Annotated in this window: 27 protein-coding genes; 9 read left to right on the top strand and 18 right to left on the bottom strand. The window is 69.6% G+C overall.

Going from position 1 to position 26653, the window contains the following annotated elements:
* Positions 1-147: 147 nt before the first annotated feature.
* From ACPCHZ_RS20790 to ACPCHZ_RS20780, 3 genes are all read left to right on the top strand, one after another.
* The gene (locus ACPCHZ_RS20790; protein WP_423486471.1) at positions 148-2898 is read left to right on the top strand and encodes a LuxR C-terminal-related transcriptional regulator; all 2751 of its coding nucleotides are present in this window, start codon (positions 148-150) and stop codon (positions 2896-2898) included.
* A 95-nt stretch (positions 2899-2993) separates the two neighbouring features.
* Positions 2994-3287 carry a hypothetical protein gene (locus ACPCHZ_RS20785; RefSeq protein ID WP_423486470.1) on the top strand — a complete coding sequence of 98 codons (294 nt, stop codon included), beginning with the start codon at positions 2994-2996 and terminating at the stop codon, positions 3285-3287.
* A 118-nt stretch (positions 3288-3405) separates the two neighbouring features.
* The gene (locus ACPCHZ_RS20780) at positions 3406-3528 is read left to right on the top strand and encodes a hypothetical protein (RefSeq protein WP_264011340.1); all 123 of its coding nucleotides are present in this window, start codon (positions 3406-3408) and stop codon (positions 3526-3528) included.
* A 90-nt stretch (positions 3529-3618) separates the two neighbouring features.
* Here ACPCHZ_RS20780 and ACPCHZ_RS20775 read toward each other — a convergent pair whose 3' ends face one another.
* From ACPCHZ_RS20775 to ACPCHZ_RS20765, 3 genes are read right to left on the bottom strand one after another with little or no spacing between them, the layout of a single operon-like run.
* On the bottom strand, positions 3619-4620 hold the full coding sequence (locus ACPCHZ_RS20775) for an NAD(P)H-dependent flavin oxidoreductase (RefSeq protein WP_423486469.1): 1002 nt from the start codon (positions 4618-4620) through the stop codon (positions 3619-3621).
* A 4-nt stretch (positions 4621-4624) separates the two neighbouring features.
* Positions 4625-5389 carry a 3-hydroxyacyl-CoA dehydrogenase gene (locus ACPCHZ_RS20770; protein ID WP_423486468.1) on the bottom strand — a complete coding sequence of 255 codons (765 nt, stop codon included), beginning with the start codon at positions 5387-5389 and terminating at the stop codon, positions 4625-4627.
* Positions 5390-5444: 55 nt separating this feature from the next.
* Positions 5445-6536 carry a CaiB/BaiF CoA transferase family protein gene (locus tag ACPCHZ_RS20765; RefSeq protein ID WP_423486467.1) on the bottom strand — a complete coding sequence of 364 codons (1092 nt, stop codon included), beginning with the start codon at positions 6534-6536 and terminating at the stop codon, positions 5445-5447.
* A gap of 111 nt (positions 6537-6647) precedes the next feature.
* Here ACPCHZ_RS20765 and ACPCHZ_RS20760 point away from each other — a divergent pair, with 111 nt between their 5' ends.
* A complete protein-coding gene (locus ACPCHZ_RS20760) occupies positions 6648-7451 on the top strand; it encodes an enoyl-CoA hydratase (protein WP_423486466.1) in 804 nt (267 codons plus the stop codon).
* Positions 7452-7563: 112 nt separating this feature from the next.
* Entirely contained in the window at positions 7564-8826 is a 1263-nt protein-coding gene (gene tet(V) / locus ACPCHZ_RS20755; RefSeq protein WP_423486674.1) for a tetracycline efflux MFS transporter Tet(V), read from the top strand.
* 12 nt (positions 8827-8838) lie between these two features.
* On the opposite strand, the gene ACPCHZ_RS20750 is transcribed toward tet(V), so the two are convergent.
* The 4 genes from ACPCHZ_RS20750 to ACPCHZ_RS20735 form a co-directional block, all read right to left on the bottom strand.
* On the bottom strand, positions 8839-9576 hold the full coding sequence (locus ACPCHZ_RS20750) for a lysostaphin resistance A-like protein (protein WP_423486673.1): 738 nt from the start codon (positions 9574-9576) through the stop codon (positions 8839-8841).
* 8 nt (positions 9577-9584) lie between these two features.
* Positions 9585-10730, bottom strand: coding sequence for an NAD(P)H-binding protein (locus tag ACPCHZ_RS20745; protein WP_423486465.1), 1146 nt, complete (start codon positions 10728-10730; stop codon positions 9585-9587).
* Between the two features lie 120 nt (positions 10731-10850).
* Positions 10851-11402 (bottom strand): gamma carbonic anhydrase family protein, encoded by a 552-nt coding sequence (locus ACPCHZ_RS20740; protein WP_423486464.1) that lies wholly within the window; start codon positions 11400-11402, stop codon positions 10851-10853.
* 26 nt (positions 11403-11428) lie between these two features.
* Complete coding sequence (locus ACPCHZ_RS20735; RefSeq protein WP_423486463.1) at positions 11429-12391, bottom strand: GlxA family transcriptional regulator; 963 nt, start codon at positions 12389-12391, stop codon at positions 11429-11431.
* A gap of 39 nt (positions 12392-12430) precedes the next feature.
* On the opposite strand from ACPCHZ_RS20735, the gene ACPCHZ_RS20730 reads away from it, so the two are divergent.
* Positions 12431-13741: an MFS transporter gene (locus tag ACPCHZ_RS20730; protein ID WP_423486672.1), complete on the top strand. Its 1311-nt coding sequence runs from the start codon at positions 12431-12433 to the stop codon at positions 13739-13741.
* Between the two features lie 175 nt (positions 13742-13916).
* The gene (locus ACPCHZ_RS20725; protein WP_423486462.1) at positions 13917-14642 is read left to right on the top strand and encodes a fasciclin domain-containing protein; all 726 of its coding nucleotides are present in this window, start codon (positions 13917-13919) and stop codon (positions 14640-14642) included.
* 68 nt (positions 14643-14710) lie between these two features.
* On the opposite strand, the gene ACPCHZ_RS20720 is transcribed toward ACPCHZ_RS20725, so the two are convergent.
* Genes ACPCHZ_RS20720 through ACPCHZ_RS20710 form a run of 3 tightly spaced genes read right to left on the bottom strand, consistent with a single transcriptional unit; the run spans position 14711 to position 17812 of the window.
* Complete coding sequence (locus ACPCHZ_RS20720; protein ID WP_423486461.1) at positions 14711-15853, bottom strand: acyl-CoA dehydrogenase family protein; 1143 nt, start codon at positions 15851-15853, stop codon at positions 14711-14713.
* Between the two features lie 10 nt (positions 15854-15863).
* Complete coding sequence (locus ACPCHZ_RS20715) at positions 15864-16670, bottom strand: crotonase/enoyl-CoA hydratase family protein (RefSeq protein WP_423486460.1); 807 nt, start codon at positions 16668-16670, stop codon at positions 15864-15866.
* Positions 16667-17812, bottom strand: coding sequence for a thiolase family protein (locus ACPCHZ_RS20710; protein ID WP_423486459.1), 1146 nt, complete (start codon positions 17810-17812; stop codon positions 16667-16669). The genes ACPCHZ_RS20715 and ACPCHZ_RS20710 overlap by 4 nt, the downstream gene beginning before the upstream one ends.
* 200 nt (positions 17813-18012) lie before the next feature.
* Between ACPCHZ_RS20710 and ACPCHZ_RS20705 the strand changes: the two genes are divergently transcribed.
* A complete protein-coding gene (locus tag ACPCHZ_RS20705; protein ID WP_423486458.1) occupies positions 18013-18804 on the top strand; it encodes a FadR/GntR family transcriptional regulator in 792 nt (263 codons plus the stop codon).
* Positions 18805-18815: 11 nt separating this feature from the next.
* Here ACPCHZ_RS20705 and ACPCHZ_RS20700 read toward each other — a convergent pair whose 3' ends face one another.
* From ACPCHZ_RS20700 to ACPCHZ_RS20690, 3 genes are all read right to left on the bottom strand, one after another.
* Entirely contained in the window at positions 18816-20558 is a 1743-nt protein-coding gene (locus ACPCHZ_RS20700) for a DUF3556 domain-containing protein (protein ID WP_423486457.1), read from the bottom strand.
* A 69-nt stretch (positions 20559-20627) separates the two neighbouring features.
* Entirely contained in the window at positions 20628-21149 is a 522-nt protein-coding gene (locus ACPCHZ_RS20695; protein WP_423486456.1) for a DoxX family protein, read from the bottom strand.
* Between the two features lie 22 nt (positions 21150-21171).
* Positions 21172-21936 carry an SDR family NAD(P)-dependent oxidoreductase gene (locus ACPCHZ_RS20690; protein WP_423486455.1) on the bottom strand — a complete coding sequence of 255 codons (765 nt, stop codon included), beginning with the start codon at positions 21934-21936 and terminating at the stop codon, positions 21172-21174.
* A gap of 24 nt (positions 21937-21960) precedes the next feature.
* Here ACPCHZ_RS20690 and ACPCHZ_RS20685 point away from each other — a divergent pair, with 24 nt between their 5' ends.
* On the top strand, positions 21961-22590 hold the full coding sequence (locus ACPCHZ_RS20685) for a TetR/AcrR family transcriptional regulator (protein WP_423486454.1): 630 nt from the start codon (positions 21961-21963) through the stop codon (positions 22588-22590).
* Here ACPCHZ_RS20685 and ACPCHZ_RS20680 read toward each other — a convergent pair.
* The 5 genes from ACPCHZ_RS20680 to ACPCHZ_RS20660 all read right to left on the bottom strand — a co-directional run bounded on the left by ACPCHZ_RS20680 (position 22557) and on the right by ACPCHZ_RS20660 (position 26573).
* Positions 22557-23810, bottom strand: a complete 1254-nt coding sequence (locus ACPCHZ_RS20680; RefSeq protein WP_423486453.1) for a WS/DGAT domain-containing protein — start codon at positions 23808-23810, stop codon at positions 22557-22559. The two genes, ACPCHZ_RS20685 and ACPCHZ_RS20680, sit on opposite strands and share 34 nt — an antisense overlap.
* 2 nt (positions 23811-23812) lie before the next feature.
* Positions 23813-24718 (bottom strand): alpha/beta fold hydrolase, encoded by a 906-nt coding sequence (locus ACPCHZ_RS20675; protein ID WP_423486452.1) that lies wholly within the window; start codon positions 24716-24718, stop codon positions 23813-23815.
* 4 nt (positions 24719-24722) lie between these two features.
* On the bottom strand, positions 24723-25394 hold the full coding sequence (locus tag ACPCHZ_RS20670) for a hypothetical protein (RefSeq protein ID WP_423486451.1): 672 nt from the start codon (positions 25392-25394) through the stop codon (positions 24723-24725).
* The gene (locus ACPCHZ_RS20665; protein WP_423486450.1) at positions 25391-26017 is read right to left on the bottom strand and encodes an Mce protein; all 627 of its coding nucleotides are present in this window, start codon (positions 26015-26017) and stop codon (positions 25391-25393) included. Before ACPCHZ_RS20665 ends, ACPCHZ_RS20670 begins: the two co-directional genes overlap by 4 nt.
* Before the next feature lie 82 nt (positions 26018-26099).
* On the bottom strand, positions 26100-26573 hold the full coding sequence (locus ACPCHZ_RS20660) for a VOC family protein (protein WP_423486449.1): 474 nt from the start codon (positions 26571-26573) through the stop codon (positions 26100-26102).
* Positions 26574-26653: the final 80 nt, after the last annotated feature.

Below are 26653 nucleotides of genomic sequence, written 5' to 3'. Positions count from 1 at the left end.
ACAACGGTAACCCGAGACGTCAACGCCCCGTCCGCACGATTGCCGTCCGCGCCGGGAGCAACGCCGCCACCGCACCCGAATCGCCCGATCGGGCAAACAAAGGCCGTTCGGGGTGCCTACTTTATTTCCGCCTGCGATGATTCGCCCGTGACCACCTCAGTCGTCGGCCGCGCGAGTGACTCTCGCGTCGTCGCCGACTTCCTCACCGCCGCCTCCGAGCAACCATCGGGCCTCGGCATCGAGGGTGAGGCGGGCATCGGGAAGACCACCCTGTGGCTGGGTGTGGAGGACCTCGCGCGCACCACCGGGTTCCAGGTGCTGTCCGCGCGCGCCGTACACAGCGAGTCATCGCTGGCCTACGCGGCTCTGGCCGATCTGCTGCGCGACGTACCGGCCGCGGTCATCGACCGGCTTCCCGAGCTGCAGCGCATCGCGATCGACCGGGTGTTGTTGCGCGGCGACGACACCGGGCCGAGCACCGATCAGCGTGCGGTGGCCGCCGCGTTCGTCTCCGCGGTGGAGACGATGACGGCCGACGCGCCGGTGCTGGTGGCGGTCGACGACGTGCCGTGGCTCGACGCGTCGACCCGGGCGGTCCTCACCTACGCCGCGCGCCGGCTCTCCGGACCGGTCGGGATCCTCGTCACGGCGCGCACCGATGCCGACGAGCCCGACGCATTGTCGTGGCTGCGGCTGAGCCGGCCCGACGCCATGCGACGGCACCGGGTGAGCCCGTTGAGCCTGGGCGGTCTGCATCAACTGCTGGCGGAGCGGCTCGGCCGGACCTTCCCCCGGCCGACGCTGGTCCGCATCGCCGAGATCTCGCGAGGGAACCCGTTCTACGCGCTCGAGTTGGCGCGGGCCTCCGACGGGCTCCCACGGGCCGACGGGGAGCTGCCCGCCGGTCTCGCGGAGCTGATGCGCAATCGCATCGGCCGACTCGACCGTGACGCCGGCCGGGTGTTGCTCGCTGCGGCCTGTAGCGCCCAGCCGTCGATCGAGCTGCTCGCCGAGGCGACCGGCAACAGTGCCGAACGGGTGCTCGACGTGCTCGAAGACGTCGAGACCAACGGCATCATCACCATCGAGGGCTCCCGCGTGCGGTTCGCCCATCCGCTGCTTGCGCACAGCGTCTACACCGATGCCGGCCGCCCGGACCGTCGCCGGATGCACCGCACGCTGGCGCAGATCGTCACCGAGCCGGAGCTCAAGGCGCGACACCTGGCGCTGGCCGCGGTCAGCGAGGATCCGGCGACTCTGCAGGCGCTCGACGACGCGGCCGAGGTGGCGCGGCGGCGGGGTGCGCCCGCGGCAGCAGCGGAGCTGCTGGAGATGGCGTTCCGGCTCGGCGGCGACGACCCGATCCGCCGGCTGCGCGCGGCCGAACACCACTTCGAGGCGGGCAGCACCGACCGCGCCGTCGAACACCTCGACCCCACGATCGAGCGGCTGTCATCGGGGCCGATCCTCGCGATGGCGCTGATCCTGCGGGCCGGTCTGCGCATCTACGACAACCGCTTCGCACTCGCCGCCCGGCTTCTCGACCAGGCGCTCGACGCAGCCGGCGACATCCCGAAGCTGCGGCTGCGCACCCTGCTGCTGCTCTGCATGGCCCGCGGCATGGCGGGCGACTTCGACGCCTCCACCCGCGCCGCGAGCGACGCCGTGCGCATCGCCGAGGAGATCGGCCGCCCGGCGCTGCTGAGCCAGGCGCTGGCGCTGCAGGTGCATGCCGGCCTGCAGTTCGGGCAGCCCTTCGACGAGGCCGCCCTCCGTCGCGCCGTCGAATTGGAGAACCTCGACTACAACGGCCCCATCCTGTTCCGCGCCCACGTCGTCAACGCGTTGTCGATGGCCCACATCGGCCGGCTCGACGAGGCCGCCGTGCTCATCGCCGAGGCCCGCCGTCGATGCGACGAGCGGGGCGCGGAGAGCGATCTGATGGCCATCGCCGGCTGGAGCACGCTGATCAGCATCTGGCGCGGACGCTTCGAGGAGGCTGCGGAATACGCCGAGGAGGCCGTGGAGCGGGCCGAACAGCTCGGCGGCGATTCGGTGCTGGTGATACCGCAGACCGTGCGGGCGGCCGCCTACTCCTATCTGGGTCGCTTCGAGGAGGCCCGCGCGGACGCCAAGGCCGCCTACGAGTGCGCCGTGGAGTGCGAGGCGGTGCGGATGACGGAGTGGCCGCTGATGACGCTCGGCTTCATCGAGGTGTCGCAGGGCAATTACGCCGAGGCGCTCACCGTCATGGCCCCGTTGATCGCGATGTTCGACCGGATCCCGGGCACCGAGATCATGTCCTCGATGCACGTCGCCGATGCCGTCGAGGCGATGGCCGCGCTGGGTCGCCTCGATGAGGCCGAGCCGATGGTGACGGAGATGGAGCGCAACGGCCGGGCCCACGACCGCCCGTGGATCCTCGCCGTCGGCGGCCGCTGCCGCGCAATGATGCAGGCCGCGATGGGCGACGTGGAGGCCGCGGAGCGGACGGCGCGGCAGGCGCTGACCGAGCATGACCGGCTGCCGATGCCGTTCGAGCGGGCCCGCACCGAGCTTCTGCTCGGCCAGCTGCAGCGCCGACTGCGTCAGAAGGACCTCGCGGCGGGCACGCTGCGGTCGGCCCTGCGGACCTTCGAATCGCTCGGCACGCCGCCGTGGGCCGCCCGGGCCCGCGCCGAACTGGCCCGCACCAACGTCGGGCCCGGCGGGCAGGCCGCGCTCACGCCGTCCGAGAGGCGCGTCGCCGAACTGGCCGCCTCGGGCATGACGAACCGAGACGTCGCCGCCGCCCTGTTCATCAGCCCGAAGACCGTCGAGCACAACCTGGGACGCGTCTACCGCAAGCTCGGCATCCGGTCACGGGCCGAACTGGGGCGGCTGATGGGTGGCTCATAGGCCTCCCACCTGGGTACTTTCCATCGAAAACACCCTGTTCAAGATTAGGGAAACGCCCGATTCGAACGCGGGGAACCGACACTAATTTGAGTGGTATGGGCGCCTCCGCACCGCATCTCTGCTGTTTTCTCGCCGAGTGGTACCGGCCCGAGATGACCCGGCCGGGAGTCGAGGACCTGCTGGGCGAGCTGGACGCCGCGACCGCCGCGATGGCGGCCGAGGGCAAGTCGGTGCAACTGCTGCTGACCTTGGCCGTACCGACCGACGAAGTGCTCTACGGCGTGTTCACCGCCGACGCGCCGGAGGTCGTCAGTGAGGTGTGTGCCCGTGCCGGCATCCCGGTCGCGCGATTGAGCACCGATGTCGACGCCCGTCTCAGCTCCTGGTGACCAACCCGATCCACCTCACGGGACCTACTGGCCAGAAACCTACCGAGAAGTAGGATTGCCACCATTTTCCGAACCGTGACTCAAAGAACTCTTAATGGTGACCCATACGCTCAGTGTCATGTGGATCGACGACACCAGTGCCGATGTCATCAAGGTCGACTTCGAGGCGCTCTACCACGGGGACTTCCTCGTGGAGGGCGACACCTCGGAGCAACTGGACGACCTGGCCCAAGCCGTGTGACCACGCGCGCCTGATCGGCGCGCGTGTCACCCGTCAGCCTTTGCTGCCCGCCGGGGCACCCCTGGTCATCTCACGATGACCCGTGGAGCCTCAGGCGGGCACTTTTTGTTCTCGACCCGAGGTGACCATTCCGGCCAACCGGTCGGTGATCAGCTCCTCGGCGTCCGCGACCATCCGCGACACCAGTTCCCCGCACGTCGGGATGTCGTTGATCAGGCCCATCGACGTGCCCACCGACCAGATGCCTGCGTCGAGGTCGCCGAGCTCGTAGACCTTGTTGCCGCGCACGCCGGCCACCAGATCCTTGACGTCCGGGAACTGACCTCCGTTGTTCAGGATCTCGACGACCTCGCGTGACACCGCGTTGCTCGCCACGCGGGCGGTGTTGCGCAGCGGCCGGAAGATCAGCTCGGTGTCGAGCTCGGTGCCGGCGACGATGGCTTCCTTGACGTTCTGATGGATCGACGACTCGACGGTGCACATGAACCTCGAACCCATGTTGATGCCGTCGGCACCCAGCGCGAGTGCCGCCACCAGGCCGCGGGAGTCGGCGAACCCGCCCGAGGCGATCATCGGGATGTCGATCTTGGCCGCCGCGGCCGGGATCAGGATCAGGCCGGGGATGTCGTCCTCGCCGGGATGGCCCGCGCACTCGAACCCGTCGATGCTGATGCCGTCCACGCCGAGGCTCTGCGCCTTCACCGCGTGCCGCACCGAGGTGCACTTGTGCAGCACCTTGATGCCGTTGTCGTGGAACATCGGCAGATGCGGCGCCGGGTTGGACCCCGCGGTCTCGACGATCTTGATGCCGGCATCGACGATCACCTGGCGGTACTCGTCATAGGGCGGCGGATTGATCGTCGGCAGGATCGTCAGGTTGACGCCGAACGGCTTGTCGGTGAGCTCGCGAGTCTTGTCGATCTCCTTGGCCAGGTCCGCGGGCGTCGGCTGGGTCAGCGCGGTCAGGAACCCCAGCGCCCCGGCATTCGCGACGGCCGCCACCAGTTCGGCGCGGCCGACCCACTGCATCCCGCCCTGCACGATGGGATGTTCGATGCCGAACGTCTCGGTGAACTTCGTGTTCAGAGTCATGCGATCACCTCGGGGCCATGCGGATCGCGCCGTCGAGGCGGATGACCTCGCCGTTGAGCATCGGGTTCTCCACGATGTGCACGGCCAGCGCGCCGTACTCGTCGGGGTCACCGAGGCGGGCCGGGTGCGGCACCTGCTGGCCGAGCGACTTCTGCGCCTCCTCGGGCAGCGATCCCAGCAGCGGCGTCTTGAACAGGCCCGGTGCGATGGTGCAGACCCGGATCAGGCTGCGCGACAGGTCGCGCGCGACCGGCAGCGTCATGCCGACCACGCCACCCTTGGACGCCGAGTACGCGGCCTGGCCGATCTGGCCCTCGAACGCGGCGACCGAGGCGGTGTTGACGATGACGCCGCGCTCGTCGCCGTTCTTGCCGGCCAGTGGCTCGGTCTTGGCGATCCGCTCGGCCGACAGCCGCAGCACGTTGAACGTGCCGATGAGGTTGACCTCGATGGTCTTCTTGAACACGTCGAGCGGGAAGGGCCCGTCCTTGCCGAGGGTCTTGATCGCGCTGCCGATGCCCGCGCAGTTCACGTTGATCCGCACCGGGCCGAGCGACTCCGCGACGTCGAGCGCCTTGGCGACGGCGGCCTCGTCGGTCACGTTGGTCTCGACGAAGGTGGCGCGGTCACCGAGGTCGGCGACGGCCTCTTCCCCGCGCAGGTCCAGCACGACCACCTGTGCGCCCGCGTCGAGCAGTCGCTTCGTGGTTGCCAGGCCCAGGCCTGATGCCCCGCCGGTGACGACGGCTACGGCGTCCTTGATCTCCACTGATGTACTTCCTCTCCGGCCGGCCAGTGTCGCCGACCTACTGGTTGGTTGGGGACTATACCCAGTCGTTCAACACGGACTCGGTGTCCGCTCCGGGGGCTCCCGGCGGCTTCGGCAGATCGGGTGCGGTGCGGGAGAACCGCGGGGCGGGCGCGGGGTAGAGCGAGCCGTCCTCCCGGTAGAACGTGTCGCGCTCGGTGTTGTGCGGTTCGTCCTCGACCTCGGCGAAGCTCAGCACCGGCGTGACGCACGCGTCGCTGTCGGCGAACACCTTCGCCCAGTGGTCGCGGTCGTGGGCGGCGAAGGCCTTGGTGAACACCTCGCGCAGTTCGGGCCAACGGCCCATGTCGTTCTGGTCGGGCAGGTCGGCGGTGTCGAGGCCGAGCTTGGCCAGCAGTTCGGCGTAGAACTGCGGCTCGATCGCGCCGACCGCGACGTGGCGGCCGTCCGCGCAGGTGTAGGTGTCGTAGTACGGCGCACCGGTGTCGAGCATGTTGACCCCGCGCTCGTCGCTCCACATCCCCATCGACCGGAACGCCCACATCATCTGCGCCAGCACGCTGGATCCGTCGACCATCGCGGCGTCCACGATCTGGCCCTTGCCCGAGCGTTCCCGCTCCCAGAGCGCAGACAGGATGCCGACGAGCAGGAACATCGAACCGCCGCCGAAGTCGCCGACCAGGTTCAGCGGCGGCACCGGCCGCTCACCGGCACGGCCGACGGCGTGCAGCACGCCGTTGAGGGAGATGTAGTTGATGTCGTGGCCGGACCGCTGGCTGCGCGGACCGTTCTGCCCCCAGCCGGTCATGCGTCCGTAGATGAGGCGGTCGTTGACCTTGGCGCAGTCCTCCGGCCCGAGGCCGAGGCGTTCGGTGACGCCGGGCCGGAAGCCCTCGATCAGCACGTCGGCCTTGGCGATCAACCGCAGCACCAGGTCGCGCCCCTCGTCGCTCTTGAGGTCCGCAGACACCGAGCGCCGGTTCCGGAGCAGATGGTCGCGGCCCTTGGTCGGGATGCCCGGACCTTTGCCCGGCCGTTCGACGCGCACCACGTCGGCGCCCAGATCGCCGAGGATCATGGCGGCATGTGGCCCCGGGCCGATACCGGCCAACTCGACGACACGCAATCCCTGCAGTGGACCCGACATGCTTACCGCCCTTCACCTGTGGTTGACCGCCGACATAGCTTACTTGTATAACCTTCTCCAGTGATCGCGGGTCGTCGACCCGTCGAAACGCCTACCGGGACTGGTGCCGATATGACCTCCACCGAAACGTATGTGAGCCTCGACGACCTCACGGTCGTCCCGCGGGACGGCGTCCTGTCGATCACCCTGAACAGGCCGGACAGCCTCAACTCGCTGACCGCGGAGATGCTCGAGGGCATCGCCGACGCCCTGACCCAGGCGGCCGCCGATCCCGCCGTCCGCGTCGTCAGGCTCGGCGGCGCGGGCCGCGGCTTCAGTTCCGGCGCGGGCATCAGCGAGAACGACCAGACCGCCGACGGCCACGACGCCAAGGCGGTGCTCGACGCCGCCAACCGCGCGGTGGCCGCGATCGTGGCGCTGCCCAAACCGGTGGTGGCCGCCGTGCACGGACCCGCGGCGGGCGTAGGGGTGTCGCTCGCGCTGGCGTGCGACATCGTGCTCGCCTCGGAGAAGGCCTTCTTCCTGCTCGCCTTCACCAAGATCGGGCTGATGCCCGACGGCGGCGCGTCGGCACTGGTGGCCGCCGCCATCGGCCGGATCCGGGCGATGCGGATGGCGCTGCTGGCCGAACGGCTCTCCGCCACCGAGGCCCTTGAGTTCGGACTCGTCAGCGGGGTGCACCCCGCCGACGACTTCGAGACCGAGGTCGACCGGGTGCTCGCGATCCTGGTCGCGGGACCCGCCGTGGCGCTGCGCAAGACCAAGCAGGCGATCAACGCCGCCACGCTGACCGAACTCGACGGCGCATTCGACCGGGAGAGCGAGGGACAGCTCCAGCTGCTGGGCTCGCACGACTTCCGCGAGGGCACAAGGGCGTTCCAGCAGCGCCGGTCGGCGCAGTTCACCGACAGCTAGCCACACCTCCCGCGCGTGCGTGCGGGGGTTCGGCGCGGCTGACCGGCCGAAAATCGTTGGACCAAGGGCCAACCGGTCGGCGACCATCGACAGTGTGAGCACTCAGTTCGATATCGCGCAGCCGGCACCGGCCGGCGGCTGGCGCGTGCTCGCACCCTTCCGCTCCCGCGAGTACCGGCTGCTGATCGCCGCGGTCTCGCTGTCCATCTTCGCCGAGGGCATGTGGACGGTGGTGATGGCGCTGCAGGTCATCGCGATCGACGACGATCCGGCGTCGCTGTCACTGGTCGCGACCTGCCTGGCAGGCGGCCTGGTGGCGTTCGTGTTGGTCGGCGGTATCGCGGCCGACCGAATCCCTCAGCGCGCCATCATCATTGCCGTCGCGGCCGTGAACTTCGCGGCAGTCGCCACGGTCGCAGCGCTGGGACTGCTCGGCGCGTTGCAGATCTGGCATCTCGCGGTGGCCGCGGCCGTCCTCGGTATCGCGGCGGCGTTCTTCTTCCCCGCCTACAGCGCGATCCTGCCGCGGATCCTGCCCGCCGAACAGCTGCTCGCGGCCAACGGCGTCGAAGGCGTGGTGCGGCCGGTGTTCCAGCGATCGGTCGGGCCGGCGGTGGCGGGCCTGGTGATCGGCGCGACGTTCCCTTCGGTCGGCGCCGTCGTGGTCGCGGGACTGTTCGCGCTGGGCCTGCTGCTGCTCGTCGCAACCCGTCCGGCGACCAAGGCCGTCGAGGATTCCGTCGGCGAGAAGCCGCAGATGCTGCGCGACCTGCGCGACGGGTTCGTCTTCATGGTCGCCACGCCATGGCTGCTGTGGACGCTGTTGTTCGCCAGCCTGTTCGTGCTCGTGGTGCTCGGTCCGATCGAGGTGCTGCTGCCCTTCATCGTCGCGGACCGCTTCGCCGACGGCGCCCGCATGTACGGCTTCGTGCTGGCGTTCTTCGGGGTGGGCAGCGCGATCGGCGCGCTCGCGGTGTCCTCGCGGCGCCTGCCGCGGCGCTACCTCACCGTGATGATGGCGATGTGGAGCGTCGGCTCGATTCCGCTCGTCGTCATCGGCACCACCTCGTCGTTTCCGGTGATGGCGGCCGCGACGTTCGTCATCGGCGTGACCGACGGTGCGGGACTGGTCATCTGGGGCACGGTGCTGCAACGGCGGGTACCGCGGCACATGTTGGGACGGGTGTCGAGCCTGGACTTCTTCGTGTCCCTGGCGTTCATGCCGCTGTCGTTCGCGATCGTCGGCCCGCTGTCGAAGGTGGTGTCGATGCAGACCATCTTCTGGGTCTCCGGTGTGGTGCCGGTGCTGCTGGCGGTGGTCGCCGTGTGCGCGGCCCGGATGCCGCGCGACGAGGTGGCGAACCCGCTGCTTTAGACGCCGGCTGGGTCAGACGCCGAAGATCGGGGGTAGCGCGAGCACCATCACCAGGCCCCAGAAGAAGTGGGTGAGCATCGGGGCGAGCACACCGCCGGTCGCGCGGCGCTCGAACGCGCAGATGGTGCCGAGGATGATGGCCGCGAACGCCAGCATCGGGTTCTGCGTGCTGACACCGGTGACGACCACGTAGACGAGCGTCGTCACGATGAACGCGAACCACCCGTTGTTCCGCTTGCCCAGAGACGAGTACATCGAGCCGCGGAAGAAGATCTCCTCGGCGAGGCCGTTGATCACGGTGATCGCGACGATCACCGGCAGTGAACCCTGGTTCGCGAATTCGAGCACCTGCACGATGTAGTCACGGACCGCGGGGATCTCGCGCGCGACCAGGCCGCCGACCACGAATGCGCCGCCGAGCACCAGGCCGATCGCGGTGCCGGTGATCACGGGCCGTTGGTTGCGTCCGCGAAAACAGATGCGGCCCAGGTGAACCGGGCCGGAGACGAAGGCGCCCACGATCCACCAGGCCGCCAACCCCATCGTGAACCAGTAGAACGCCGGGTCGCCAGGGGGCAGCCGCAGCGAATACCCCAGCAGCACGAATCCGCCGACCACGAAGACGGCCACGAAGATCCGCCGTCGGCGGATGGTGCCCGGTCCCTCGTTGTGCGGTTCGGCGGTGCCGGTGAGGATGCGGCGGGCCTCGGAGAAGAAGCCACTGCGTTCGTCGCAGGACTTCGTCGACACCTCGGTCATCAGTGGCCCACCTTCGGGGCGAGAGCGATGACGGTGTCCAGGCCGGTGCGCACCGCCGCGGCCACCGGGCCGGGCACGGCGCCGAGCAGTCCGAGCGCCGGCCGCGCGATGAGCAGCGTGAACGGGCGGATCAGTTGGGTGATCCGTTGGACGTCACCGCCGGCCCAATCCGGATCGGTGTCGGCCAGCTGGTGGACGTCGGCGAGCGCGTTGACCGGACGCGGTCGTTGCCTGGCCAGCGAAAGGGTGATCGCCTCGTCGACCGAGGTGAGTCCGCCCGGCGGGTCGGGCACCAGGTCGCGCAGCCCGTCGCCGGACGCCGTCATCGGGTGGTCAAGGGACTCAACGAGATCGCCGGCCAGACCACCCGGCACGGGCAGCACCAGGCCGGTGACCTTGGAGACGATCGAGGTGTCGATGCCGCGGACCGGCAGCGGCGCCCGCCACTTGCCGGCGATGTGCGCGTACTTCGTCAGCAGTTCGCCGTAGGTGGTGGTCTCCGGGCCGGAGATGTCGTAGGCGCCGGCAGGGACCCGGTCGGTGTCCGCGGCGGCCACCAGGTAGTGCAGCGCGTCGCGGATCGAGATGGGGTCGATCGGGTTGGCCGCCCACTTCGGCAGCGGGATGACCAGGAACCGGTCACCGACGTAGCGCAGCATCTCGAAGGACGTCGATCCGGCGCCGATGATGATCGCCGCGCCCAGCCACACGACGTCGGCACCGCCCTCGATCTTCAGCGCCTCCGCCACCTCGGCGCGGCTGGCCAGGTGCTCGGACAGCGTGTCGTCGGTCGGTACGAAGCCGCCGAGGTACACGATGCGCTTGACGCCGGCGTCCCGGGCGGCGGCGGCGACGTTGGCCGCGGCACGGTTGTCGGCGTCGCGGAAGTCGGGTTGGCCGATGCCGTGCACCAGGTAGTAGATGACGTCGATGGGGCCGGCGTCGGCCAGCGCCTGCTTGACCGATGCGGGGTCTCCGGCGTCGAGGGAGACACCGGTGACGTCGGCGTGCCAGCCGAACGTCGCCAGCCGGTCGGGATTGCGGGTGGCGGCCACGACCGTGTTGCCCTGTTCGACGAGGGCGCTCACCAGCCGCGATCCGACATAGCCGGTGGCGCCGGTGACCAGGATCCGCATGTTGCTCACCGTAGGCCTGTACCCGGAGCGCAGCGTCGGGAACCCTGACGTGCGGGGGGTCACTGTGACGCGCCGCACAACGTTCACCGTGGCCGCGAGAACCGTTGCGCCGGCCGGGGATCGGCCCCGTTACTCCGGCGTCGGGCTGACCACGGTGGCCCCGCGGTGATGGTCGATGAGCCGCTGGTAGACCTCGGCGTTGTAGCGGTTGGCGGCGACCTCGGCGTCGCTGAGCTCGCGTCGCACCTTGCCGGGCACGCCCGTCACGAGCGACCTGGGCGGGATGACCGCACCCTGCGGGATCAGCGCACTGGCGGCCACCAGCGAGCCGGCGCCGATGTGCGCGCCGTTCAGGATCACGGCGCCCATGCCGATCAGGCAGCCCTCGTCGATCGTGCAACCGTGCAGCACGGCGTTGTGGCCGACGCTCACCGCCGAGCCGATGCACACCGGGAACTCGGGGTCGCAGTGCACGGTGACGCCGTCCTGGATGTTCGATCCGAATCCGATCTCGATCGGTTCCACCTCGGCGCGCAGGGTGGCGCCATACCAGACGCTGGCCCTGGCTGCCAGCGACACCTGCCCGATCACCGCGGCGTTCGGGGCGATCCACGACTCGGCGTGCAGCTTCGGGGTGTGCCCGCGTAGGGCCAGGATCAGCGGCTGCGACATGGCCGACATCGTAGGAGCCGATCGCGGTGACGTGGTCAGGAACCCCGAAAGACCTTGCGGTAGCCGGTCGGTGACATCCCCACGCCGCGGCGCAGATGATGCCGCAGGTTGCCGCTCGATCCGAGGCCGGACAGCCGGGCCACCTCGTCGACCGGGAGGTCCTCGGACTCGAGCAGTTCGCGGGCGCGGTCGACGCGGCGGCCCCGCACCCACGCGCCCGGTGCCTGGCCGGTCTCCTCGCGGAACCGGCGGATGAAGGTGCGCGGGCTCATGTGCGCGTGCCGGGCGAGGCGTTGCAAGGTCAGCGGCTCGTCGAGCCGGTGCAGCGCCCATTCCCGGGTGGGCGCCGTCGACACTCCCCCGCCGGCCACGTCGTCGTCGCGACGCTCGATGAACTGCGCCTGCCCACCTTCGCGCCACGGCGGGACGACGCAGTGCCGGGCCACCGCATTGGCGACCGCGGCGCCGTGGTCGGTGCGGATGAGGTGCAGGCACAGGTCGATACCGGCGGCCAGCCCGGCGGAGGTGAGCACGTCGCCGTCGTCGACGTAGAGCACGTTCTCGTCGACGTCTACGGCCGGGTAGAGCCGCCGCAACTCGTCGGCGTGCTGCCAGTGGGTGGTCGCGGGGCGGCCGTCGAGCAGGCCCGCCGCCGCGAGGACGAACGCTCCGGTGCAGATCGAGACCAGGCGCGCTCCGGGCGGGATTGCCGCCAGTGCCTGCTTCGCCTCGGGCGGCAGCACGCCGTCGACCCGGACCGCCGGGTAGCGAGTGCCCGGGATCACCACGGTGTCCGCGGTGGCCAGCGTCTCCGGGCCTGCGGTCGGGACGACGGCGAACCCGGTGGTCGACGGCACCGGACCCGCGGTGAGGCCGCAGGTGATCACCTCGTAGAGGGGTTCTCCGCCGGGGCCTGCGGCTGCGCCGAACAGCGTAGGCGCGATGGCGGCGTCGAATCCGATCACGGGCGGCAGCAGCAGGACGGCGATCCGGTGCACCGGGCCATCTTGGCATGTTTTTGACGAATGGTGTCATTCTTGCCACTGGCCGCCGCTCGCCGGCCGGGTGAGAGTGGCCAGGTGACTTTGACAGCGCGACCCGGCACGGCCAGCCGCGTGCACTGGGCGTGGGTGGTGGCGGCTGTCAGCTTCGTCGCCCTGCTGGGCGCCGCGGGCTTCCGCTCGGTGCCGGGCGTGATGATGAATCCGCTGCACCAGGAGTTCGGCTGGACGCACGGGACCGTCGGCCTGGCGATGTCGGTGAACATGACGCTGTTCGGGCTGACGGCACCGTTCGCGGCGGCGCTGATGGACCGACTCGGGGTGCGCCCCGTGCTGACGGGTGCGCTGCTGCTCATCGCGACGGGCTCTGCGTTGTCGGTGACGATGACGGCGAGCTGGCAGCTGGTGCTGCTGTGGGGCGTGCTGGTCGGTGTCGGGACGGGCGCGATCTCGATGGGCTTCGTCGCCACCGTCGCCACCCGCTGGTTCGACGCCCGCCGCGGACTCGTCACGGGCGTGCTGACCGCCGCGAGCGCGACCGGCCAGCTCGTCTTCCTACCGCTCGTCGCCGCGGTGACGACCGCGCACGGCTGGCGGTGGGCGTCGCTGATCGTGGCCGGGGCCGCGCTCGCGGTGGTGCCGCTGGTCGTCGCGTTCATGCGCAACGGACCGCAGGACAAGGGGCTGCTGCCGTACGGCGCGACGGCTGCGGCCCCGCAGGCGCCGGTTCCGGCGAGCGGATTCCGAGCGGCGTTCGAGGGTCTGGCGATCGGTGCGCGGGTGCCGGCGTTCTGGCTGCTGGCGTCGAGCTTCGCGATCTGCGGCATGACGACCAACGGCCTGATCGGCACGCACTTCATCCCGGCGGCCAACGACCACGGCATGCCCACCACCGTGGCGGCCGGTCTGCTCGCCACGATCGGCGTGCTCGACGTCGCGGGCACCGTGTTCTCCGGCTGGCTGACCGACCGGGTCGACCCGCGGCTGCTGCTGGTCGTCTACTACACCGGGCGGGGGGTGTCGCTGCTGCTGCTGCCGTCGCTGCTCGCGCCGCACACCGAGCCGGGCACCTGGGTGTTCGTCATCTTCTACGGCCTGGACTGGGTGGCCACCGTGCCACCGACGATCGTGCTGTGCCGCGAGTACTTCGGGGCCCGCACACCCGTGGTGTTCGGCTGGGTGTTCGCCTCCCATCAGCTGGGCGCAGCGGTCGCGGCGGCAGGCGCCGGCTGGCTGCGCGACCTCAACGGAAGCTACGACACCGCGTTCTTCCTGGCGGCCGGGCTGTGCGGGGTGGCGGCGGTGCTGTGCCTGGGTATCCGGCGGACTGTGACACATCCGACGTAACGATCGCTCGAACCCGTGCTCAGGATGGGTTTCGGCGCTCGAAGGAGGCCGCCAACCCTCGACCTCGACTTGGCCGTTACCAATTCGTGGCTTTACCCTACGAGACGGCGCCGAACCGGTAGCCGGACATCTCCGCCCATCGGGGAGGGCGTTCTGACGAGCTGAGGAGCCTGACGTGAAGACTCGCACCAGTAGAGCACTGGGCGCGGCCGTGGGAACCGCGGCCATCGCCCTGTCGCTGCCGTTGGCGGTCAATGCCTACGCGCAACCCGAACCGACGCCGTCGAAGCCGGTGGAGAACCCGCTGCCCAACCTCGAGGGCGACTGCGACCCGTTCCGGGAAGCGAACCCCAACTGGAAGAGCTACGCCGGCCAGCCGGTCAGCCAGGTGCTGGCGCAGATCCCGGACATCAGCACGTTCAACTCCGCGGTCTCGGGTCAGCTGAACCCCGCCGTCAACATCGCCGGGGTGCTCGACAACGGCCCGTACGTGGTGTTCGCGCCGACCAACGAGGCGTTCGCGAAGCTGCCGCCCGAGCAGCTCGAGTCCCTCAAGACCAATGCCGACGCGCTGACGGACCTGGACTACTACCACGTCTTCCTCGGCCTGCTCGGCCCCGCCGACGTGAAGGGTCAGCGGCCCACCCAGCAGGGCGCCGAGATCAAGGTCGAGGGCACCAACGGCGACATCAAGGTCAACGACACCGCCAAGGTGATCTGCGGTGGAATCCCCGCCCAGAACGCGCGGATCTACGTGATCGACACGGTGCTCGACCCGGCCGCCCCGCCGGAGGCGCTCACCCCGACGCCGAAGTCGCCGACCAGCACCACGACCACGACCACCACGACGCCGCCCCTGGCTCCGGCGGAGATGCCCGCCGCGGACGCCCCGATCGGCTAGCTGTTCCCTAGAGCGATTTCGGCGCGCTCACGTTCGTCTGACGAACGTGAGCGCGCCGAATTCGTTGTCTACAGGCCGAGATCGCGGCCGATGATCTCCTTCATGATCTCGGTGGTGCCACCGAAGATCGTCTGGATGCGTCCGTCGACGTAGTCGCGCGCGACGCGGTACTCCAGCATGTAGCCGTAGCCGCCGTGCAGCTGCACACACTGGTCGACGATCTTCTTGGCCGTCTCGGTGGCGAACCACTTCGCCTTGGCCGCCTCGACCGCGGTCAGTTCACCGTCGACGACGCCCTGCAGGCAACGGTCGATGTACTGCTCGGTCACGTCGAGCTCGGTGTCCATCTCGGCCAGCAGGAACCGGTTGTGCTGGAAGCTGCCGATGGGCTGGCCGAACGCCTTGCGGTCCTTGGCGTACTGCAGTGTCTGGCGCCAGGTTTCGCGCGCGCCGGCGATCGCGGAGATCGCGATGGAGAGCCGCTCGGACGGCAGGTTCGTCATCAGGTGGTAGAAGCCGCGGCCCTCCTTGCCGAGCAGGTTGGCGCTCGGCACCCGCACGTTCTCGAAATGCAGCTCGGAGGTGTCCTGGGCGTGCAGTCCCATCTTGTCGAGCTTGCGGCCGCGGGTGAAGCCGGGCATGTCGCGCTCGACGACCAGCAGCGAGAAGCCCTTGTGGCCGGCGTCGGGATCGGTGCGGGCGACCACGACCACCAGATCGCAGTTGATGCCCGACGAGATGAAGGTCTTGGAGCCGTTGACGATCCAGTCGTCGCCGTCGCGGACCGCCGAGGTGCGGATGCCCGCCAGGTCGCTGCCCGCGCCCGGCTCGGTCATCGCGACCGCGATGATGGTCTCGCCACTGGTGATGCCGGGCAGCCAGCGCTGCTTCTGCTCGTCGTTGGTCAGGTCCTTGAAGTACGGGCCGACGACGTCGTTGTGCAGGCTCAGCGCGGGCGCGGGCACACCGGACTTGGCGATCTCCTCGTCGATGATCGCGTTGAACCGGAAGTCGTCGCTGCCGCCGCCGCCGAACTCCTCGGGCATGTTGAAACCGATCAGCCCGTGCTTGCCCGCGGCCACGTAGGCCGACCGGTCGACGAGGCGGTCGGCCTCCCACTTCTCGGCGTTCGGGACGAGCTCACTGTCGATGTAGCCCCGCACGGTGTCGCGGAAGGCCTCGTGCTCGGCGTCGTAGATCGTTCTCTTCATTGTCGTTTCCTCACTTGGCTTTCCATACTGGCTCGCGCTTCTGCGCGAAGGCCAGCGGTCCTTCTTTGGCGTCCTCGGAGCTGAAGACGACGGCGACTTCGCGCCTCGTGCGTGTCCAGCCGGCTTCGTCGTCGGCCACGACCCGGTCGTCGGCACCGATGGCGACTCTCTTGCTGGCCTGCACGGCCAGCGGCGCGTTGACGGTGATGCGTTCGGCCAGTGCGAGCGCCGCGTCGAGCTCCTCGCCGTCGGGCACCACCTCGTTGATCAGGCCCCACTTCAGTGCCTCGGCCGAGGTGATCGGTTCTCCGGTGAACATCATCTGCAGCGCGACCTTGCGCGGGATCTGATCGACGAGACGGAACACCCCGCCCGCGGCCGCTATCAGTCCCCGCTTGACCTCCGGCAGACCGAACTTCGCACTCGAACCGGCGACGACGAGATCGCTCGCGAGCGCGAGTTCGGTGCCACCGCCGAGTGCAGTGCCGTTGACCGCCGCGATCGTCGGCTTGTCGATGAAGTGACGGACGTATCCTGCGAAGCCCCACGCGGGCCGGTCGGGGTGACCGATGTTCTCGCCGCGCGACAGGGCCTTGAGATCGGCTCCCGCACAGAAGGACTTGTCGCCCGCCCCGGTGACCACGACCACCCGGACATCCGGGTCCTGCTGCGCTTCTTCGAGTGCGTCGCCCAGGGCGATCGACACGGCGGAGTTGATGGCGTTGCGCGCTTCCGGCCGATTGATCGTGATGACCATGACGTTGCCCCGGCGCTCGACGAGAGCGCCGGGGGCCGTCGTGGTGTCGGCTCCTGTCACAGCAGCTCGAGGATGGTGGCGTTGGCTTGGCCGCCGCCCTCGCACATGGTCTGCAGGCCGTACTGAATTCCCTTGTCGCGCATGTGGTAGAGCAGGGTGGTCATGATCCGCGCACCCGAACCGCCGAGCGGGTGGCCCAGCGCGATCGCGCCGCCGTTCGGGTTGAGGTTCTTCTCGTCGGCGCCGATGTCCTTGAGCCAGGCCAGCGGCACGGGCGCGAACGCCTCGTTGACCTCGAACGCACCGATCTGGTCGATGGTCAGCCCGGATCGCTTGAGCGCCTTCTGGGTGGCCGGGATCGGGGCGGTCAGCATGATCACCGGGTCGGCGCCGGCCAGCACCGCGGTGTGCACCTTGGCCAACGGCTTGAGGCCGAGTTCCTTGGCCTTCTCGGCGGACATGAACAGCAGCGCCGCCGAACCGTCGGAGATCTGCGAGGAGTTGCCGGCGTGGATCACGCCGTCTTCCTTGAAGGCCGGCTTGAGCTGACCCATCTTCTCCAGGGTGGTGCCGCGACGAATGCCCTCGTCCTTGAGCACCGGGTTTCCGTCCTGGTCCCTGATCGCCACGATCTGATCCTCGAATGCACCGGAATCCTGCGCAGCAGCGGCCTTCTCGTGCGAGTCGAGGGAGAACTGGTCGAGCGTGGCGCGGTCGAGGCCCCACTGCTCGGCGATCATCTCGGCGCCGATGCCCTGGTTCGGGGTCTGCTGGTAGCGGTCCTTGAAGCCCTGCGGGTAGGGGTTGCCGCCACTGGCCAGCGACGCGCCCATCGGGGTGCGCGACATGGCCTCGACACCGCCGGCGACGACGACGTCGTAGTGGCCGGCGACCACGCCTGCGGCGGCGAAGTGCACGGACTGCTGGCTCGACCCGCACTGGCGGTCCACGGTCACGCCGGGCACGGACTCCGGCCAGCCGGCCGTCAGCAGGGCGGTGCGGGCGATGTCGAGCGCCTGCTCGCCTGCCTGCATGACGCAGCCCCAGATGACGTCGTCGACCAGCGCCGGGTCCACACCGGCGCGCTCCACGAGGCCGTTGAGCACCTGCGCGGAGAGTTCGGCGGGGTGCACGCCCGACAGTCCGCCGTTGCGCTTGCCGACAGGCGACCGCACGGCCTCGACGATGACGGCTTCAGCCATGGAAGTTCTCCTTTGAACGCGACCTGGGAGCCCGATGGGGCCCGTATGAGCATCGCCACCGAAGGTAGACGAGTAGGTTTACTAGGTCAACCTACTGGTTGGTAGAGTCGGACTCGACGCCGTCGCGCGACGCCACATGGTTTACTGAGTTGTACAGCTGGCTTGCATGCCAGGTCAAACACCCCACCGGAGAAGAACGCGTGCCTCGAACCACACCGCTGGCCCCGATGATGGGGGCGAGTGCCGTGACGTCGGGGAACACCGTGCGCTCCCCCAAGACCGCCGAACTGGTGGCGGGCACGCTGCGCCGCATGGTGGTCGACGGTCAGCTCAAGGACGGCGACTTCCTGCCCAACGAGGCCGAGCTGATGAGCCACTTCGGCGTCAGCCGTCCGACGCTGCGCGAGGCCGTCCGCGTGCTGGAATCCGAGCGCCTGGTCGAGGTGCGGCGCGGTTCGCGCACCGGAGCCAGGGTGCGCGTCCCCGGCGCGGAGATCGTCGCCCGGCCCGCGGGGCTGCTGCTGGAACTGAGCGGCGCCACGATCGCCGACGTGATGACGGCGCGGTCGGGCATCGAGCCGATGGCCGTGCGCCTGCTCACCGAGTCCGGCGACACCGCCGCCTACGACGAGCTGGAACGAACGCTGGCCGAGGACGTGCCGGTCGGCTGGGACACCGGTCAGCTGGCCGAGACCACGGGCGAGTTCCACCGCCGGATGGTCGAGCTGTCAGGCAACGCGACGCTGAACATCATGGCGGGCATGCTGCACGAGATCACGGTGCGCCATACCGCGTTCGCGATGAGCGAGAGCAATCCGCCGTCGAAGGCCGACTACGAGAAACTGATGCGGTCCTACCGCCGGCTGTTGCAGCTGATGCGTTCGGGTGACGGCGCGGCGGCCGAGGCGCACTGGCGCAAGCATCTCGACACGGCGCGGGGGTTGCTGCTGCAGGGACTGGAGACGGTCAAGGTCCGCGACGTGATGGGCTGACGAGCTGACGCTCACGTAGCGTCGGCGCCGTCCTTCTGCCACGTCACGTGCACCGGCGCGGTGTCGTCCCACGGCTGGCGGGTGACCAGGTCGGCCACGTTGACGTAGCCGCGTTCGAACTCGCCGGTGGCCGCGTCGACCAGGCGGTACTCCTGGCGCTGGCGGTGGATGGGCTGGCCGTCGATCAGCACCACCCTGATCTCGCCGGGTTCGAAGTGGCACCGCTTCTGCATCGCTGCGATCAACTGCTCGTTGTGCATGTGGCCGTCGCCGAAGTTCCACCCGATCGCGGTGCTGCAGATGCGCTCGCCGTCGGTCAGCACGTAATCGTCCTCGTTCAGTCCTGCCATGGCGCGGTGCGCCAGCGCGAACATGGCCCGGCCGTGGCTGTTGAAGGACCGGAACGCGTACCCCATGTAGAGGTACATCTCCGCGGTCTCCTTGCTGCCGTAATACTTCTCCATCTGCGCGGCGGGCATGGCGGCGATCGCGACGAGGCCTGCGGTGATCTTCTCGGCCGCCGACGGTTTCACACACCACAGCGTGGTGTCCCAGTTGCCTGCGTAGTAGCGCATGCCGGGCAGGAAGGACACCTTGCGCGGGAACAGGTTCCCCAGCACGACGGTGCCTGCGACGACGGCGAACAGCACGATCGGCCACGGGCTCTGCAGGTCGCCCAGGCCGATGCCAGGATGGCCGACGAACAACGCCAGCACGCTGAACATCATGAAGACGTTCCACTCCAGCGGCACCCCCATCGGGATCGACGACAGGATGCCGAAGTGGAACACCAGCATGATGAACGCCGCGATCGCGCCGGCCACGCCGCCGTGGCTGAAGAACAGCACCAGCGGCACCAGTCCCTCGACGGCGGTGCTGAAGTGGGCCAGCCAGCGCGAGGCCCGGCCCGGTCGCAGGTCGTCGGGGAAGTGTTCGAAGAACTTGCGCTTGATCCAGCGCGGGCGGAACACCGGGTTGTTGCTCATCATCGTCGAGATGACGAACGGGAAGTGCTTGTTGAGTTTCGACGTCGCCGCACCCAGCCAGATGACCAGGCACACCAGCTTGGCGGCGAGGATGATGTCGGCGCCGCTGAACAGGAAGCACACCGCGAGCGAGGCGTACACCTCGCCGCGGGCGGCCAGGAAGATCACCTTGTCGCGCAGGCCGGCGACGGCGAGCAGGCCCAGCACCGCCACTGTCTGCCAGATCGGCAGCACGCCGACCTCGGTGCCGAGTTCCGGGATGGGACCGGTGCCGTCGGAGAACAGCGCGATCACCAGCATCACCAGCAGCGCGCCGTAGACCGCGACGTCGAACGGGGTGCGGCTGTCGCCCTTGGTCAGCGGGATGCGACCGGGCCAGGGCGGCAGACGAATGGTCTTCGGCCGCAGCCAGTACAGGACGGACCCCATCGGCGGGAAGAACCGGTTGTTGAGCGGTCCGAAGCCGCAGCCGAGGCCGACCACCTCGAACAGCATCGTGTAGAGCACGACCTTCTGGAAGACGATGGGCTCGGCGTACCAGGTGGCCACGGCGGTGAACCCGTCGATGCCGTCGGTGCTCAGCACGATCAGCCACGCGACCAGCACATACAGCAGGATCTTGACGACGTAGAACAGGTGAAGCACACCCGGCGTGCCGAAGCCGACCTCGGCCCAGTGCCGGGCCATCGGCACGATCCTCTCGGCGCGGGTGCCCTTGCTCCATTCGGCGTAGTCGACGACGGGCGCGTCCTGTTTGAGAAAACCCATGCCGGACAGATTAGAACGTGTTCTAGTCCTGTGGTCCCACTTGGCCCGATGACCGCATACCGTGGCGGGTCAGCTCGCGGTCTTGGCGGGCGGCCGATAGAAGATCGCCAGCTGACCGATGCCGCCGGCCAGGCCGAGCACCACTGCCACCGCCAGCCCGCCCCAGCCCTGCACGTAGTCCCACAGCGCGGTGCCGTGGAACAGCGCGTAGTCGAGGCTCAGCTTGCCCGCGCCGACCCCGGCGATCGCGATGGCCGTCACGGCGAGGATCAGGTTGTACTCCCAGCCCTCCTTGACGATGAAGAAGCCGTTGTGCCGGTGCACCGTCCACGCGGCCACCAGCATCAGCGCCACGAAGCCTGCGGCGGGCACCGGGGTGAGCAGCCCGACGGCCAGGCCGATGCCCGCGGCCATCTCCGTGGTGGCGGCCACCCGGGCGTGGAAGGTTCCCGGCTTCATACCGATGCTCTCGAACCAGCCCGCGGTACCGGGGATGCGCCCGCCGCCGAAGAACTTGTTATAGCCGTGCGCGGCCATGGTCAGGCCGAGCACGACGCGCAGCACCAGAAGAGCGAAATCGTAGGCATCCACGTAACAGAATCTAGGGCATCTGTCACACGGCTGCCCACCCCCCGTCGATGGACAGCACGGCGCCCTGGATGTTCGCCGCGTCCTCGGCAGCGAGGAACACCACCGCGGCGGCGACCTCTTCGGGGGTGCTCATGCGCCGCGAAGGGATGCGCGCCAGCATCGGCCCGATGTGCTCGGCGAACTCCACCGCGCGTTCGGTCGCGATCGGCCCCGGCGCCACGGCGTTGACCCGAACCCCCGACGGCCCGTACTCGTCGGCCCACGACTTGGTGAAGGAGTGGATGATCGCCTTGTTGCCGGAATACACGGCTGAACCGGCGCTGCCGCGCAGCCCGGTGTTGGATCCGATGTTGACGATCGCGCCCTCACCGCGCTCGGCCATCGCGGGCGCGATCATCCCGGTCAGGAGTAGCGGTGCGAACACGTTGACGCCGAACACCTCCCGCAGTTCCTGCTCGGTGACGTCGGCGGTCGGCTTCGGCATCAACAGGGTCGCGGCGTTGTTGACGAGGATGTCGAGCCGGCCGCCCGCCGCAGCCACGGCCTGCTCGGCCAGTGCCCGGGCGGCCTCTGCTCCCCCGCCCAGATCAGCCGTGACGAAGGCCGCTTCGCCTCCTGCGGTGCGGATCTCGGCGACAACCGCATCGCCGCGTTGCTTGTTCCGGCCGGACACGACGACGAAGGCCCCGGCGGCGGCGAGCGCCTGGGCGATGGCCGCTCCAAGGCCTGCGGTGGAGCCGGTGACCAGTGCGGTGCGGCCCGCGAGCCGCGTATCGTTTTTGCTCATGAGTCCGACAGTGCGCCGATAAAAATGGACCCGCAAGTCCAGAAATTCACCGCGAAGGGACGCGCCACCCGGCAGCGGATCATCGACGGCGCCGCAGCCGAGGTCCGCCTCAGCGGTGCGGTCGCCACCACGCTCGACGACGTGCTGGCCCGCACCGCGACCTCCAAGGGTCAGCTGTTCCATTACTTCCCCGGCGGCAAGGACGAACTGCTGCTCGCCGTCGCGGCGCAGGAGGCCGACCGGGTGCTGTCCGACCAGCAGCCGCATCTGAGCCGGCTGACGTCGTGGGCGGCCTGGCAGCGCTGGCGCGACGTGGTGGTCGAGCGGTACCGCAGGCAGGGCCGGATGTGTCCGCTGTCCACGGTGATGTCCGAGATCGGCCGCACGCCCGGCGCGCAGGCGGTGACGACGACGCTCATCGATCAATGGCGAATGGAGATCGAGGCGGGCGTGCGGGCGATGCAGGCGCAGAACAAGATCGCCGCGTCGGTGGATCCGCAGCGTGCTGCCGCGGCGCTGCTGGCCGGCATTCAGGGCGGGGTGTCGGTGCTGCTCAGCACAGGCGACCTGAGTTACCTGGAGGCCGCGCTGGACGTGGGGATCGCATCGCTGCGCGCCACTCAGCCGAGCGCCGCGGCCAGTCGCGCCGTGTAGGCGTCGACGTCCCCGATCGCCGACTCGGCGGCGTGCACGCTGATCGCGACGGTGTCGCCGATACCGTGCACGCCGTGCGCCAGCCCCACCATCGGCGAGAGCTCGGGGAACCCGGTGGTGACCACCACTGGCGCGCCGCCGAAGCTCAGGTCGGCCGCGCCCCGGTTGACGCTGGACACGACGGTGTTGCCAATGACCAGCGGCGCCCGCACGTCGGGGTCGAACTGCGCGACGCCCCAGCGCAGCAGCGGGGCGGGGGTGGCCGCGAATGCCCTGCCGGCCGCCTGCATGCCCGGATGCGCGGCGCGGCGTCTGCGGTCCGCGAGGTCCTGCGCGATCCGATGGACCCGGTCGGCGACGTCGAGCTCCGGGTAGAGCCCAACGCCGACATTGCCGAAGTGGTTGTGCGCCAGACGTTGTCCGGCCGCGGCCATCGGCACTTCGGCGCCGAGGGTGGCGGGATCGTCGCCGAGTTCGCGCAGCTGTGCGGCCAGCGCACCCGACACGGCGGCCAGCACACCCGTCGTGACGGTCGGGCCGGGCAGCGCACGCCGGTGACGGACGATCGTCCGGACGTGCCGCACACCTGCCGGCCTGGCGTTGGTGCGCAGCGGTGGCCGGGTATCCGCTTGCGGCGGAACAATTCCGGCGGCCACATCGCGCAGCAACCGGCGATGAGCACGCGCAGCGGTGACCGCCCGCACCGGCAGTCGGGCTGCCGGAAAGCGCGGCACCGGCACCGGCTCGACGCCGCCGGGCCTGCCCAGCAGCAGCGCGGCCAGTGCCGAACCGCGGACGCCGTCGGCCAGGGCGTGCGCGACCTGCAGTACCACGACGGTGCCCGGGCGGCCGGCGCCGGGAATGCCGTCGACGGCCGCGAAAAGATGCAGCCGCCAGGTCATCTCGCTCGCGTCCAGCTGCCGCTCGGCGAGCCGGCGTACCGCGGCCAGGCAGCCGGGCCAGCTACGGTCGTCGAGGTCCTGCACACAGAACTGGCGGTCGTCGATGCCGGCCGGTGTCCACACGGGGTAGGTCAGTGCGCTGTGTTCCCGCACCCGCAACCGCAACTCGCCGTAGCCGCGCGCACGCTCACGCACCGGGGCGAGGGCCTCCCGCGGGTCGGCGGGGCCGCCCGCGAAGCCGTAGACCAGGAACTGGTCGCTGGGCATCTTGGCCGACAGCCAGTGGGTCTGGGCATCGGCCGCGGCGAGCCGGCGCACGGCTACCGTGCGGAGCCGACGAATCCGACGATGTGGCGGCCCACCTCGTCGGGCTGCTCGAGCTGCAGGAAGTGCCCGGCCCGCGCCACGATCGCCATGTCGCTGCCCGCGGGCAGCACGGGCCGCACCCAGTCCGCGTAATCCGGTGCGGCGCAGCCGTCGTCGGCACCGTGCAGGTACAGGGTCGGCAGCCGGGGCGCGGCCAGCCAGTGCTTGTGCAGTTCGGCGTACTGCGCAGGCGGGCGGGTGTTGCGCACGGTCGCGCGGTAGTAGCCCAGTGCTGCCCGCCAGCGCTCCGGCGCGCCGATCGCGGCGTCGACGTGGCGGAGGTCCTCGCCGGCGGGATAGCCCGGCGACCACTGCCGCCACAGCCTGGGCACCACCCACGACGCGGACCGGTCAGGCAGGAACGGAAGCTGGAAGTAGGTGATGTACCAGCTGCGCAGCAGTTGGCGGGGCAGCTGGGCCGCCAGCCTGCCGCGGTCGGGCAGCTTGCCGAACGGCTGGAAACTCGCCGGCGGCGGAACGGACATGATCACGGTCTTCGCGAACGGACTGTCGGGCATCGCTGCCAGCCCCGCCGTCGCGATCGCGCCCCAGTCGTGGCCGATGACGACGTCGCGTCCGGTCGGGCCTGCGGCCTGCAGCACCCGAAGGGCGTCGTCCATCAGGGCTCCGACGTGGTAGCTCCCGTCGGACGGCAGTGACGACGGCACGTAGCCGCGCATGAACGGTGCCACCACCCGCCAGCCTGCGTCGACGAGCGCGGGCGCCAATTTGCGCCAGCCGTACGCGGTGTCCGGGAATCCGTGCAGGCACAACGCAACCGGGCCGTCATCAGGGCCCCACACCAGTGCCCGAAGTCGCCCGGCGGGCACACTCACGTCCAGCCAGCGCGGTTCGCTCATCCGCTCACACCGGCTCGAACTGCGAGACGAGCCACCGGTCGCCGACCTTGTCGAGGGTCACCTTGACGGTCGACAGGTTGTCGGTGGGCATCTGCCCGCCGACGCTGACCTTCTGGTTGACGTAGAGCATGGTCACCGCGTGGTTCTTGTCGACCGATTCGATCGCGGCGCCGGGGACGGCGGCGACGGCCGTGATCCCCTGTGCCTTCGCGCCGGGGATGACGATCTCGTTGGTCATCCGGGTGTAGGTCTCGCGGAACGGGCCGGTGAGCAGATCGCGGGCGTTCGCGAGTTGCTCGTCGATCTTCGCGGGGTCGTAGGTCAGCATGACGGTCACCGTGTTGCGCGCGGCCTGCAGGCTCTCGGCGCGGGCCGCGTCGGTCTGGCGGACCTCACTGTCGTGCCACTTGAGCACGCCCGCGGCGACGGCGAGCACCAGCGCCAGCGCGGGCAGCACCCCGAAGGCGAACACCCTCGACCATTGGATCCCGGATGCGGCCTCGGGCTCGGTCTCTTCGGCCTCGTCCTCGGCGATTGCGGCGTCCTCGGGCTCCTCAGCCTCGGGCTCCGTGACCTCCGCGGCCTCCGGCTCGGTCGCCTCGGGCTCCGTGGTCACCGGCTCGGCGCTGTCGGGAGCGGGCGCGTCGGGGTCGACGGGATCGTTCTCGGTGGTCATTGCACGAACTCCACGTCCGACACCTTCATCTGGCCGTCGATCTCATCCACGGTCACCCGCATCCGCCAGTACCGGAGCGGTTGGTCGGGTGCGCCTGCGTTCGACGCCGCGATCGACACGGCCACCAACACCTTGGCCGAGTCGCCGGTGTCGGACACCGACTCGAGGCCGGCCTGCTGGATGGTGCCGACGGACTTCGACTTCGCCTGCTTGACCACCTCGGTGTACGGCGCGGCTCGCTTCTGGAACTGGTCGTAGAACCCGCCGGTCGACGCGTCGAGAATGCGTTGCACGTCGACGTCCGCCTGTTGCCAGTCGACCGAGGTCAGGTTGAGCACGCCCTGGCGTCCCGTTTCGACGAAGCGTTCGCGCTGCTGTTCGGCCTGGCGCGCCTGCCAGCCCTGGTAGCCGAGCCAGCCCGTCAGTCCGGCCAGCGCGAGCACCACGACCAGTCCGGCCACGGTGGCCAGCCGGACCAGTGACCAGGGCGCTCTGCGCTGCTTCTGTGGGACGTCGGCTTCGGTGTCGCTGCCTGCGTCCTCGGATTCGGACTCGACGGCAGCATCCGGCTCGTCGACGTCGCCGTCGACACCCCAGTCCGCCGGGGCGGCGTGCTTTGGCATTGGTCGCTCCTTCGCGGCACTCCGCCTTCAAAGTACGGGACGGCGATCCGCGGCCTCGGCGACTCCCCGGAGGATGGGCGGCTCAGACTGCGGCGACGGCGTCCTCCAATTCGGCGACGACGATCTTTCGCATGCCGAGCATGGCTTTCGTCGCGGCCTCCGCACGGGCCGGGTCAGCATCGTTCAGCAACTCGTAGAGCCGCTTCGGCACGATCTGCCAGCTCAGCCCGAAGCGGTCCTTGAGCCAGCCGCACTGCGACTCCTCGCCGCCGTCGACCAGGCCGTTCCAGTAGTGGTCGACCTCGTCCTGGTCGGCGCAGAGCACCTCGAAGGACACCGCTTCGGAGAACTGGAACGCGGGGCCGCCGTTGATGCCGAGGAAGCGGGTGCCGTCCAGGACGAACGTGCCGTATGCCACCTCCCCGGGCGTGCCGGGCCCGGCTTCGGTGTAGCGGTACATCTGCTCGACGTGGGAGTTGGGAAACACCGATGTGTAGAACGCGGCGGCTTCCTCCACGTTGTCGTCGAACCAGAGCGACGGCGTGATGGCGGGCATGGCGAATCCTTTCTGCTGGAGACCTCGTATGAAGTGAGACTCGACCCAGCCGGGAACCTCATCGCCGCCGCGATAGCGTG

The organism is Mycobacterium sp. NPDC050041 (assembly GCF_049541695.1).
Lineage (GTDB): Bacteria > Actinomycetota > Actinomycetes > Mycobacteriales > Mycobacteriaceae > Mycobacterium.
The sequence above is the reverse complement of the archived record's forward strand: the minus strand, read 5'-3'. Positions and strand labels throughout refer to the sequence as shown.